The organism is Paraburkholderia sp. C35, from assembly GCF_003121405.1.
Classification (GTDB): domain Bacteria; phylum Pseudomonadota; class Gammaproteobacteria; order Burkholderiales; family Burkholderiaceae; genus Paraburkholderia.
Genome location: NZ_QBUY01000002.1, coordinates 106,260 through 119,276, shown reverse-complemented (window position 1 = coordinate 119,276; position 13,017 = coordinate 106,260). Strand labels below are relative to the sequence as shown.

General features: G+C 58.3%; 6 protein-coding genes. 1 reads left to right on the top strand and 5 read right to left on the bottom strand.

The features are described 5' to 3' along the window. Positions 1 to 2,267 precede the first annotated feature (2,267 nt). Together DK391_RS01735 and DK391_RS01730 are read right to left on the bottom strand one after the other, a co-directional pair. The gene (locus DK391_RS01735; RefSeq protein WP_109476254.1) at positions 2,268 to 3,239 is read right to left on the bottom strand and encodes a ParB/RepB/Spo0J family partition protein; all 972 of its coding nucleotides are present in this window, start codon (positions 3,237 to 3,239) and stop codon (positions 2,268 to 2,270) included. Continuing rightward, the gene (locus DK391_RS01730; RefSeq protein WP_109476253.1) at positions 3,236 to 4,456 is read right to left on the bottom strand and encodes an AAA family ATPase; all 1,221 of its coding nucleotides are present in this window, start codon (positions 4,454 to 4,456) and stop codon (positions 3,236 to 3,238) included. Before DK391_RS01730 ends, DK391_RS01735 begins: the two co-directional genes overlap by 4 nt. Positions 4,457 to 5,337: 881 nt before the next feature. On the opposite strand from DK391_RS01730, the gene DK391_RS01725 reads away from it, so the two are divergent. Further along, positions 5,338 to 6,840, top strand: coding sequence for a replication initiation protein (locus DK391_RS01725; RefSeq protein WP_109476252.1), 1,503 nt, complete (start codon positions 5,338 to 5,340; stop codon positions 6,838 to 6,840). 28 nt (positions 6,841 to 6,868) lie between these two features. On the opposite strand, the gene DK391_RS01720 is transcribed toward DK391_RS01725, so the two are convergent. The 3 genes from DK391_RS01720 to DK391_RS01710 form a co-directional block, all read right to left on the bottom strand. Beyond that, positions 6,869 to 9,754, bottom strand: coding sequence for a winged helix-turn-helix domain-containing protein (locus tag DK391_RS01720; protein WP_162600642.1), 2,886 nt, complete (start codon positions 9,752 to 9,754; stop codon positions 6,869 to 6,871). Between the two features lie 148 nt (positions 9,755 to 9,902). Continuing rightward, entirely contained in the window at positions 9,903 to 10,937 is a 1,035-nt protein-coding gene (locus DK391_RS01715; RefSeq protein ID WP_109476250.1) for a LacI family DNA-binding transcriptional regulator, read from the bottom strand. 8 nt (positions 10,938 to 10,945) lie between these two features. Next, complete coding sequence (locus DK391_RS01710; protein ID WP_109476249.1) at positions 10,946 to 13,012, bottom strand: beta-galactosidase trimerization domain-containing protein; 2,067 nt, start codon at positions 13,010 to 13,012, stop codon at positions 10,946 to 10,948. Between the last annotated feature and the right edge of the window lie 5 nt (positions 13,013 to 13,017).

Genomic DNA, 13,017 nt, shown 5'->3' with positions numbered 1-13,017 from the left:
ATTCGTAGAGATTAAGATTAAATGCTTTTAAAACATATACTTAATAGATTTCTAATTTATTGATTAATGTTTCACGGGGATCAATGAGTGCAGGACTTATAGAGTGAAATGATTTTGAAAGAAAAGGTGCGTAATGGAGGTCGCCTGAAGAGTTTATCGACGGTAGTGCAGGCCCACTGATCGCCAATGGCTGGAAAGTGTCCGCCAGACCTTCTGGTAAGAGACGGGGCGTACGCAGACATCATTGACACCGTCTGCCGTTCAGGACGGGAGAGACATTAAGCTCACGCCGCTGAACCAAACTCCTTGAATGCTTCAGATGACTTTGTTTGTCGTCCCATTGTCCCCGTTGACGATTTGGGCGAAGCTCGGTTCGATCGTTGCGCCGAGCCGAAATGATGTGGAGACAGAAAACTTCGAAGGGCATGGGGACGTCCGATGCTCGAACCCTTCGACGAGCCGACACCCTGCTCTCGCCTACCGACACCTTTTGAGCACACGTTTCGTCACATGGCTTCGACATTTACGCGCGTGTCGTTGGCGCGACACCCGTTCGGCAGAACGGCTGCTCGCCACCCCTGCTTTGGGTTACACCATCACCCGTCACGGTGCACCGCCGAATGAAACAACCCGCATCCATTCTGCGTGTCGGCGATTGTCGCCGCTCATAGTCGATACACGCCTAACTGCGTGGACTGCGAGGCGTACCTCTGCGGGTAAGCCAGCGATCAAACTCGTTCGTGTCGCTCGCCTGAACCCGGCTACTCGTGCGCGCGAATGAGGCGGGTAGCTTTCTACTCGCGGAATTCGTATGGCAATCCTCGTGGAGTGAGTAGCGATCTCGAGGTATTTGGGAATTCAGATCTCTATGAGATTTGCTTTGCTGTTTAATCAGGATCGAAAGTCAGTGATGGATTTACGGGCGCATGTCGGGATTCGCCGTGCCAGGAATAGGTTCACTAACATCAATAGACCGTGAAACTGATTGGATAAGGAAGCACGGTGGGTTTGCGAAAACTGAGAGCAAACTGCGCCGTAGCTTCGGTGGCGAAGGAATACGTGAGTTTGAGGCTGCTGTCATTCGGTTGGGCAGCAGACTCGTAGGCCGCTCCAGGCGCGCGTTTGATCACGGATGCGCTATTTTCGTGGCCGAAACGGAGCGGCGTCTTAGGGGCATCAGTCCGTCGCTACCGCAGCGCACACTGCCGGTTTCTATCAGACGCCTGAGCGAGGCGCGCATGGATCACGCTGCGCCCGTCGGCTTATTTTACGAAGCTGGTGGTGCATCAACGGATCGAATCGCTCTCAGCTTTTCGGCTGCATGTGAAGTTGCATGGGCAGGATTTCGGTTGATACGTGTCGACCGGCGAATGGAGACCTTGCAGATCAGTGTCACGAAGTCACGTTGCTTGATGCCAGCATTTGCGAGGGTCAGGTCGCGAAGCGGCGGTAAGCGCACTCGCTCCGTTTCCTTGGTTGTTAGGCAGATTGCACAAACGCCGATGTTTAGCTCGGGGAGCCCGAGCGGGTACGCGTGGTTCGCATGCGCTAGCAGTGGCTAGGGTGTCACCAATGGTGACACTACCAACAACGCATGGCACCTCGTTGTTAGGATTTCAAACCGAGGCCGTCTATCGAATGCGATCCACGCCGACTACGCTCACCTTTGCTGCTAGCTTCGTTTGACGACGACGCAGTCACACATCGAGGTGTCACCAATGGTGACACTCTTGACGGGGTCCATTACCCCGGCTGTCACATCAATGGACCTTCGCATCTCGACCACCGCGGAGGCAAAAGGGTCCGTGGGAGGTGTCCGACCTGCTCCACGTCTATCATGTTTTGAACTGTCACCAGTGGTGACACATCGTCGATCGAATTGCGAAAGCTGACCGCTGCGCCATAACTACCGCCATCGGAATTGGTAAGGATCATGAGCACGCCGCGACTGATTCCGCAGAGCTTCGCTCGTCGATAATTGGCAAAGGTGTCACCATTGGTGACACCTCAAACGCCATCGAAACGGTGCCTAAATCCCGCTGCTCCAAGGGACACGGTGTCAAACTGAAAAGGAATTCGCTCTTAACAAACCCTCCTCGAAGCGATGTTTCCTTCAATGCGTACTGTCCGCGATGGTGTCACCAATGGTGACACATACTCCTACCGCGAGCTTGTCGCGCACAACCATCGCACCCGACATCAACAAACAACACCGATCAGCAATAAAAAAAGCCCGCATATTGCGGGCCTCGTGAACTCTACAGCGCTTAGCTCGAATGCGGCTGAGCCGAGAACAAGTCTCCTATCATTTGCCGAATCTTCCGCTCCTGATCGTCGGTCAACATATCGACCTTGATCCGGATGGTGAAGTTATTCGCGTCCTTTGTGATATTGCCAGCTTGGGCTTTCCCGGCAAAAAACTTATCGATGCTTCGCCCGCCGTTGGTCGCGCTGGCCGGCGCGCTGACCATACCCGCAATCGCCGCACCAAACTTCCCCTGCTGAAGCGTCCCACTCACCACTTGCGGCCAGAGCTCTCTTGCGGCATCGACGGCTGCCTGCCCATGTTTCTTCAACACGGAGCCAACATCATTGGCCGCGTGGCTGCCAAGCAGCGTCGGCTGAAGATCGAGATCATGCTTGATGAAATCGGGCAGACCTTCAAACGAAAGAAACCGGTACAGACCTTGTCGTGACATCCCAAGCGCCTCAGCGAGCCGCGTGCGATTCGGAAAGTCCTTTTCCGTTTGACGAATGGAAACCGAGATTTCGTAGTCGGACAGATCGTCACGGCTAACGTTTTCCACCAATGCAAGCACCGCCATGTCGTGATCAGAACATTCGATCACCACGGTCCGAATGCTGTCGATGCCGACCATCTTGTGCGCGCGCCATCTGCGTTCCCCGGCAACGATCTGATAGCCGGTGTCGGAACGACGAACCACGATCGGCTGCATCAAGCCCACTTCACGGATCGATGCTGCCAGTGCGGAAAGTTTGGCCTCGTTGAACACGCGCCTGGGCTGCCAGGGATTCGGCACGATCTCCGCAACCGAAAGTTGAGACGGCATACCAGACGATTCAAGCTCCCGGACACGAAGCTGAGCCGCAGCGAGTGCACCGGCCATCCCGGGTGCCGTTTCCGTGCGGCCCGCGCGACGGGTCGCATCCGGGCGCCGTTCATCCGTCGACTTGATGCCAGCCGTTTTGGCCAGAAGTTGCTCTCTGAGATTGCTCACTGTGCTGGCCTCCACTGTTTGACGAACTGATCATCGACCCACCGGCAGTAGTCCATCAGCGGCTGCCTGACGCGAGCGAGAGATTTTGCCTGGCTGTGTGTGCTGCTGATGTCGAACACGGTCGTGAATGCCAGCGCACCCGAACTCATCACCGAGCTCGCTGGGACTTCGTATTGGGAGAGCCAATGACGGTACGCGCCATGCGCCCAGGTCCGCACCACGGGCGTAGCCGCTGTCGGACCATAATTGACCCGAGTCAGCAGAACGGACACGAAGTCATATTTCTTGTCTGCTTCAAACCGGATGAACGATTTGGCAACGTCCGAGAACAGCCGCCAGAACGACAACGAACTGAAGAAGTCCAGATTCTCCGGCACCATCGGCATGACCATCGCGTCCGCGGCCATCAATGCATTCAGGTTGAGATAGGACAGCGACGGGGAAGTGTCGAGGATGATGTAATCGTAGTGTCGACGCAGCGGCTCCAGCCCTTCGCGTAACACCGTCCAGAACTTGTATCCCGGGATCTTCATCTGCATCGCGGGCAGGTGATACTCGGCACCCACCAACTCCGTATGAGCGGGAATAATATCCAGACCGTCCCAATAGGTCGTTTGTACTTTGGACAGCAGTCCGCCCTCGATTTTCGGATCGAAGACGAAGGGAAGAACGGTGTCCTCGGGGAAAACTTCTTTCTCCGCGTACAACCCGCACAGTTCGGACAGCGATGCCTGAGGATCGAGATCGACCACCAGCACTTTGCGCCCGCGCAGACTCAGGCCCTGCGCGAGACACATGGTTGTCGTGGTTTTCGCTGATCCACCTTTGAGTTGGGAAGTGATAATAATCTTCCCGCTGAAATCATCGCTCGGACCATCGACGAGGGGAGTCTGGAAAATATCCGAAACCCGCTGGACCCACGTTCGCGCTTCGGCAAGCGTAAACATGCGACTCCGGCTACGTCCTGTTCCCGTTGATTGACCTTCAGGCAGCACGCCATCGCTTTTTGATACGAGATAATGAACCTGCTGACGCGTGAGACCGCATAGCTCTGCAATCTCGCCGGTGGTCAGCATCGGCGGCGTCTTGCGAGGACGCGGAGCAAGGATCTGGTCGCGAAGTTCGGTTGCGTAATCGGTCACGACGTCAGCGAAATCGCTGATTTGCGATAACGTGACAGTTAGATCGATCGGCATCGGTTGACTGACATTCGCCATTTAGACGTTTTTCCTGAAAAATTAGGCTAAACGTAGAATACAGGAAAAATGGCAAAAGCTGCTTCCAGCAAAGGTGTTTTCTGCGGTTTCTGCTTCAAGTTATTGATAATAAGCCACATACGGGCCGTTCGGTTAGCCAGACCGACCATCACAGCGTCCGCGAATGCAGAATTCATGCGGCCAAAATCTCTCACCTGTCTCTGAAAGTACGTTTTCTGCAGATCGCCTGATTGAGTCCGTCCTACTGGTGTAGCGTATTTGCCGGCCCGATTTAGTGAGCTCAAGGCGCCAATCGCCTGAAAGGTGAGAGCTGTTGTCGCGCGAGAATGGCATCAATGGTTGGTTTTCAGCTTCCAACCCACGCTGCCGCCAGCTTTGCACCCGAGGAGAATTCCTCGCGGACAACATCTCTCACCTTTATCAGCCAGTCGCTCATGTCTATAGACGGTTTGTAGGTTATGAAGTAAACAAAAACAACGAACCAACTAACAAACAGGAGAACCCCTCATTCTTTAAAATCAATGCATTAGCGAGCTAAGGTGAGATTGGTTGCCTAAAAGGTGAGATTTGTTGTCCATCGAAGGTGAGAGATAGTGGCAGCAAAGGGGAGAGTTGCTGTACAGCAGGGTGAGACCAGCGTTTACCGACAGGACCAAAGGTGAGAGTCGCTGTCCAGGCTTGTGGATAACCGCGGCAGGCCCTTTCTCTATTGGTTTGCAGCGTGCGAGGCTCACTTAAAGGTGAGGGATGCTGTCCCAAAGGTGAGAACTGTTGTCGCCTGAGACGGTTGATCCGTATTGAAGGTGAGAGGAGATCTTTGACATCTCACCTTCATGTGCTACATTCTGCGGCAAATATAAGGCGGGAATTTTGCGATAGCCATGAACAGCAGTCTCGAACGAAGAGTAACGCCGCTTCAGTACGCGCTGGATCTGTTCATCGAGAACGCTCCCGCCAGAATGGCCATCGATGCGATTGAATCGTCGCAAGACATCGGCTATCAGAAGAACCGCATATTCGCCCGCATCATCGGTTTGGGGCTGTCGGCTCGCCGTTTCGTCGATGCCGCATATTTCATCGTCGCGCAGGAGCCGGAAGTTGCCGACACTTACGAAGTGTCGTTGAGTCTGTTCAAGTGGCTCATGCGCTACGAGAGCCACAACAAGAAGCATTTTTCCAGCGTCATTCGCAGCGTGAAGTCTTCGATGCTCGAGGTCACGAGCGGCCCGGTCGTTGCTGTCGACGCGAAAGGCCGGCTGCTGGAGGACGCGGCCGAAGCCGCGCGAGAGGACGATGACGAAGACGGCGCATTCGAAGACGACGATACGCTGGATACGCTCATCTCCGACGAAGAGGGCGACTGGCTCGAACTGATCGGCCGCGTGAGCGTGCGTAACGGGCGCATTCGCTTTCGCGTGCCCATCGAACTGCAACGTCTCATCAAGGATCCGGAAAACTCGTACTGGACGAGTCTGCTGATCACCTCGAAGTTCAAGCTCATCTACGCGCGGGCCATCTACGACCACATCCAGCCGGAAGTGGCGCATGGAAGGACCGACTGGATCTCGTTGGATCTCGTGCGCAGCCTGCCTGGAAAATCGTGGGCGAACTCGGCGGAGTTCAAATACTTCAAGCGAGACTATCTCGAGCCCGCGATCAGACAGATCAACGAACTGTCCGATATCGAGGTGTCGTACGAAACGCGCGCCAGCACGCCCGGCTCGCGCAAGAAAGACCAGATCCGGTTCAAGCTCAAACGCAAGGAAGAGGCAGGCGCGGCGGATGCCGACATGCTGGCTTCAGCGCCGCTCTATCTGTCGCTCTACAAGGAGTTCGGGCTGACTGACAAGCAGTTCGCCGAGATTCGCGCGAACCGTCACGTCTGGACGGACGCGCGCATCGAGCAGGCAATCGACTATGTGCGTTGGCGGATCGCCAAGGGAGATCACATCCGGCGCGCGTCCGCCTATCTGATGAATGCGCTGGCCGAGAACTATCGCGTGTCGGATGCAGACCGGCAAGTGTCGTTGCTGCAATCGAAACAGGTGCAGGCGGCGAGTGAAAAGCAGGAAGCGCAAACCGCCCGGCAAAATGCCGTCGCGGCGAGTGTGGCCGCTGCCGAAGCCGCTGCCGATCAACGGCGCGACGACGAGATGCGCAAGGCGCGCGAATACTTCGAAGCAGCGGAGAAGAAGACCCGCGAAGAACTCGTTCGGAAATTTGTCGCTGCAAGCGCGATTGGCGTCAGAGCCATTCAACGCCAGGGCCTGACGACGGCCGACGTGAACGAATCGAATATCCTGCAACGGGCCAGCAACGCGACGACCTTTGCATCCTTCGTCGCGGCCGAGTTGCGCAAGGCGGCCCGCGGCCGCACGAAATAAGTGAGCACAGAACAGGGGCCCGGCGACACTACAAATACGTCGTCGAAAAACCTTCGAGCAAGGCGCGCGCTTCTTTCAGGTCTGACGGGGCAAAGCCCTCGGTGAATTTTTCGTAGACAGCCAGCAGCAGTGACTTTGCCTCGTTCGACTTGCCTTGCCGATGCTTGAGACGCGCAAGGCTCGTTGCCGCACGAAGCTCGAAGGACAACGCTGCCTGACGGCGCGCACTGTCCAACGCCTGCATGTACAACGCTTCGGACACGCCGCGTGAATCGGGCACATCGCCAGCGCCGAGTATCTCGCCTTTGATGCGCAGCAACTCCGGCAGGAACCACAATTCCTCGTGAGCACCAGACCACGCCAGCGCGCTCTCGATAGCAGCCATTGCTTCTGCATGCCGTTCAAAGCGCAGCAGGCCGCGCGCATACAGGCCCGCATACATGGGATAACGCAGCCCGATATGTTCGCGTTCGAGTTGTGTCAGCGCATCGGCAAGTACGGACAATCCGAGCGGGTCGTTCTGCTCGAGCAGCAGCGCACCTTTGAGGCAGCGCGCCATCGCGTCGAAAAGAACGAGGCCGTGCGTCGCTACGTTGTCCTGCAGTGCGACCAGCGCCGCTTCGGTTGCATCGACGTCGCCCGTATATAGCCCGATTGGAATGGAAGCGAAGACGAGTACATAGCCGACCGTCAACGCATGGCCACTTGCCTGCGCATCGTTCCTCGCCTTCAAAGCCGTACGCAGCGCGCGCTCGGGAAAGCCCTGCAGCCACAGGATGCTGGACAACAGCGTGCGAGAGCCATCGCAACCGTCCACGTGGTTATGCGACAGCTGCGAGCGTTGGCGAGGCGCGATCGGCCTGTCGAGTACGTCTTCGAGATGTTGCCGCGCTTCTTCCTGTCTGCCGATGTGATGCCACGCGAACGCGGTCAACCGGTTGCAGTCGGAAATCGCAACGGTATTGTTCGACGCGTTCGCGATCGACCGGAACTTCTTCAGAAGCTCGTCGGCAGCGCGAAGCTTGCCTGCGTACACGTAACCGCAGCACGCCGCGAACAGCGAGCGCAACTGATATTCCCTGTCGCCAAGCTTCTCTGCCAGCGCCAGTGCCGTGGTCCACGCGGCGTCGACCTGGGCGACCATGCCACGCGTGTACATCGCCGAAGCGGCGAGGGCGGTATTGAGCTTCATGCGTTGGCTATCGAGCGCAGCCGCACCGGCGTCGATTCTCGCCAGCGCCTGTTCGACGCGGCTGCGGCATTCCTCCAGCGACGAAAGCCGCACCCACGCAGGAATGGCCGACACCGTGAGTGCAATGCCTAGCGATTCGTCGCCACGTTCTGAAAATGCCCAGTTCAATGCTGCACGGAGATCGTCGATTGCCGCGATGTGTTCGGCCAGCCAGCGCGTATCGGGCGGTGTATTCCAGAACGCTTCGATGCGGGCATAAACGTCGCGGAAATGTTCCGCGTGACGACGCGCGAGCGTATCGCTTTCATCGGCATCCGCGAGCTTGCGCCGCGCGTAGGCGCGTGTCGTATCGAGCAGACGATAGCGCACTGCGTCGCTGCCGACATCCGCCGACAGCATCGACTTCGCTACGAGGCTCGCAATCGCATCGATGACGCTCGCCTGCGGGAGGTTGTCGTCGGCAACCACGGAAGCGGCCGATGCGAGCGCAAACGCGCCCGGAAAGATGCCAAGACGACGCAGCACGACACGTTCGATCTCGGGCAACAGTTGATGACTCCAGTCGAGCGTCGCCAGCAAGGTTTTTTGCCGCGCGGGCGCAGTGCGGCGTCCTTGTGCGAGCGTGAAAAACCGGTCATCGAGCAGGTCGAGCAACTCGCGCACGCCGAATGCGTTCAGCCGGGTCGCTGCGAGTTCGATCGCGAGCGCGATGCCATCCAGCCGTCTGCAGATCAGTGCGACCACGGGCGCGTCTTCATCCGATAGAACGAAGTCACCGCGGGCGGCAATAGCCCGCTCCAGAAACAGTTCGACAGCGGGATAGCGAAGCGCCTCGTCCACCGTCAGACTGGACGAGTCCGCTGGACTGTCGAGCGGCTCGAGCCGGTAGATATGCTCACCCGCAGCGCGCAGCGGCTCGCGACTGGTTGCGAGTACATGCATTTGCGGTGCAGCCGATGTCATGTGCTCGGCCATCACCGCCGCTGCCTCGATAACGTGCTCGCAGCTGTCTAGCACGACAAGCTGCCGACGGTTTCTCAGCCGGAAGTAGTGGGCTAGCGCAGAAGGAATATCGTTCGAATGCACGGCCAGGCCGATCGCGTTAGCGATGGCGTGCGGTACGAAGCTCGCGTCGGAGAGACGGGACAGGTTCACGAACCACACGTCGCAATCCTGTGCTTCAACCATCGCGTGCGCGACCGCGAGCGCCACCGTCGTCTTGCCGATTCCGCCAGGGCCAGCGACCGTCAGCAGCCGGATACGCGACAGCCGCTCCAGCAAATCGTGGATCGTCTCCGCACGCCCGATAGGCCGGACCAGCGCCACGGGAACATTGTGCGAAGCATGCGGAATCATTTCCGCCGGCAACGCGTTGGCGGGCAGCATTTCGCGCTCGACGGGCGCGACAAACTGATAACCCCGGCCCACCACGGTGGCGACGTAGCGCTGATCCTGCGGTCCTTCTCCGAGCACCTTCCGCAACGCCGCGATATGAACCTTGAGATTGCTCTCCTCTACCACGGTTTGCGGCCATGCTCGCGCCATCAACTCCTGTTTGGAAATCAGTTCACCGCGCCGCTCGACGAGTGCGGTCAACAGATCGAGCGCCCGGCTTCCGACCGGGACGCGCGTGTCCCCGTCGAGCAGAATCTGCTGCGACGGAACGAGCCGGAACGAGCCGAACAGGTAAGCCACCCCTGCGTTGTCGATCGGGTCGTTCACTGCGCCTGGTCTGTGTCCGCTCGACGAGGTATGCATGATTCGATGCTGTTCCGGACGGCGACCGCGCTGTGACCGCCGTATGTGTCTTGTGCTTTCGATACCCGATCAATCATGCTTCACCTCACAACGCTGTAACTCTCGGCGGCGTTCAGACCGGCCGTGTCGAACCACGCAAAATGACATCGCATCGAAGACTCGTCGTACTGAATGGCGTTTCCCGCGCAGTGCGAAGCCGACGTTCGAGTACGTCCGCAATCGTCTGCGCGACCCCATGTATGGGTTGAGCGACGACGGTGATACTCGGCTCGTACAACCCGAACAACGGCGGATCGTCGAACGAGATGAGCGACACCTGCTCCGGCACGCGAATCTTCGCGTCCTTGAAGCAACGCAACGCACCGAGTGCCATCACATAGTTCGCGCAGAAAATGGCGGTTGGCGGGTCCGGCAGCGACATCAGATGACGGGTCGCATCGTTGCCGCCCAGAATCGACCAGTGGCCCGGCGCAAAGTAACGTTGATCGACAGCGATCCCGCGTTCGGTCAGTGCATCGCAATAGCCGAGATAGCGTTCGTTGGCTGCGCTGTCGACGAGCTCACCCGACACAATGCCCACGCGCCGATGCCCGATATCGAGCAGATGCCGCACTGCATGCATCGACGCTTCACGGTTGTTCACAAAAACGCGGTCGGCTTTCAGACCGGCGAGATCGTTATCGTAGAGAATCAACGGCACGCCGTCGCTGATCAGCTGATCGACGCGATCGAAGAGACGATCCACGCCCGACATCACCAGTGCATCGATGCGCTGCGTAGAAAAGTAATCGAGACTTTCTTCCATCAGCCGCGTGTCGCCGCCATGACAGTAGATCAGCAGCGCGCGACCGTCGCGTCGCAATGCGCGCGACAGATGTTCGAGCATGGCGCCATGAAACTCATCGAATGACGGCGCAAGCAGACCGACGACATGGGTGACATCCGTTTTCATCGCGACGGCAGCTGCGTTCCGTTTGAAGTGCAGCGCCTGAATCGCTTCCTCGATCTGTTCGCGATTGCTCCGCCGGATCGGATAGCCGTTCAGATAACGCGACACTGTGCCAATCGCGACATTCGCCCGTTTGGCGACATCGACGATCGTTGGGGAGCGCGATTTGCCGGCATCGTTTGAAGTATCGTCGTTCATAGGGCGCTTCAGTCGTTGCGGGAATAAGGTTCTGTCTCGAAGGCCACGGCCGCGTGAATCCGCATCCGGGGGACCGTGACCTGCACCGCGCCGTCCGCGGTGAGCGTGAAGTCGAGGGCTTCACCGGACAGCGCGTCGTACGAACGGGTCGGCGTATGCGGAAGACGCACGGTTGCAGACACGGGACCGATCGCCGGAATGTCTTCGATGATTTCCATCATGCGCGTCGCGCCGCCATCGAGCGGCATCGCCTGTCCGCGCAATTGCGGCGCACCGTAGAGCAGGTGCAGAACATGGCGTTGCCGGTCAGGTTGATGCGTCAACGTCACGCGGCCCGATGACGGCAGGTCCGTGCTAACGGCGGCATGAGGCATCAGCCGGCTGATCATCGCATCGATCATGTAGCGATAGATCGGTTGCCCGACCGCGCGATAAAGCCGGAATACAGGATAGGCCACGTAACCCATCCCGCCATGAATCGAGGCGGCGACACCGAGCGGTTGCGCATCGATGTCGTGCGGCGCGTGTGCATGCGAGCAGAAATGCCGATACGTGCGATTGAAATACGGCGCGCGAATGTTGCCGAGCACCTCGGCGCCGTCGGCACGTACAAGCAGCGCATCGTCATAGAACACGACGGGACTTGCAGGAATGCGCGCGTCGAGGCCTGCATGCATTTCCACGTAGCTCGGCATGAAGCCCGTCGATTCAGATTCGACGCTCAGCCCAAAGTCGAGCGCGAACCCGTCGCTGTCATTGCGTGCGGAGCGCCACGACGCGAGCAACTTGCCTCCGCCAGCAACATACGTTTCTAGCCGCCGCGCGAGTGCATCGTCGACGGGAATCTCATCGGGCAGAACGAGCAGCCGGTAATCCTCGAAACGCGAACTGCCGTCGATCACATCGAACGGGCGATGCAATTCGAGGAGCATCTGCACGGCGCCATCGTCGCTGGGATGATTGCGGCCCGTGCCAGGGTGCATGTGTTCGGCAGAGAGTATCGCGATCTCGGATACCTGTTTCGCGCCTTCGAGAAAAGGCTCAAGTTTGGCGATGCGCGCATACGCAGGCGCGATGCGTTCATAGGTGGGGTGATCGATGGCGCCGCCCGGATGCAATGCATCTCCGATCAGGCATCGGGAACCCAGCGCCGCCATTTGCGCGCATTCGTATTCGAGTGCATCGGCATGTTTGAAGCCGCCGAACTCACCCCAGCTCGAATGAAACTTGCCTGTGTGCGCCATGTACTCGAGACCGAGCGTCGCGGCGTAGCGTGCACTCGTCGGCAGATGGTTGTATCCCCAACCACCCGTCGGCAGGCTTTCGAGTTCGAGGTGCGTGTAGTCTTTGTAACGCTCTGGCCCACTCTTGGCGATGTGACCGGCGTTATAGAACACGCGCAGATGCGGAAACTCGGCGAAGAGGGCGGCGCTCATTTCACCGCGAAACTGCGCAAGCACGGCTTCGTCGTTCTGATGTCGATCATGTGCGTTCTCGGGATCGAGCCCGTGCGCAAGCATCCTGTCGATGCACCCCGCGCACACGCAATCGTTCGCCATGACGATATCGAAGAACAGGCCCGGAATGTCATAACGGGTTGCGACTTCCCGTGCCTGATCGAGGATCAGCTTGCGCAGCGGCGCGTGGCTCAGGCAGAGCGTGTGCCATGCGGGACTCAACTGCTTCGCACTCGACCTGTCCGCTGCGCTTTCGTGAGCGAATGCATTGGTCGCGCTGAGCACGCGCCACTCCGGATGTTCGCGCGCCGTCTGCTCGTCCCACTGCACCGTGATGTAGACAGGGCTTTCGATATCGGCATCTTTCAGCGCGCTGATCATGTCGCCAAGCAGGTCAGGACGGCTGAGATTCGGGTGCACGCGGCCCACTTGCGTCGGGTAATACGACCAGCCATGGTGGCACTTGGCAAACACCGTGATGGAATCGACGTTGGCCTTTTTCAGAGTGGCGGCGAAGTCGATGGGATCGAAGTGCTTGCCTACGCCAGGGATGTGCTCGGACGTGTGAAAGTCGAGATGAATCTGGCGATAGCGGAGCGGTGTCGCGTGACGTGCCATGGCTG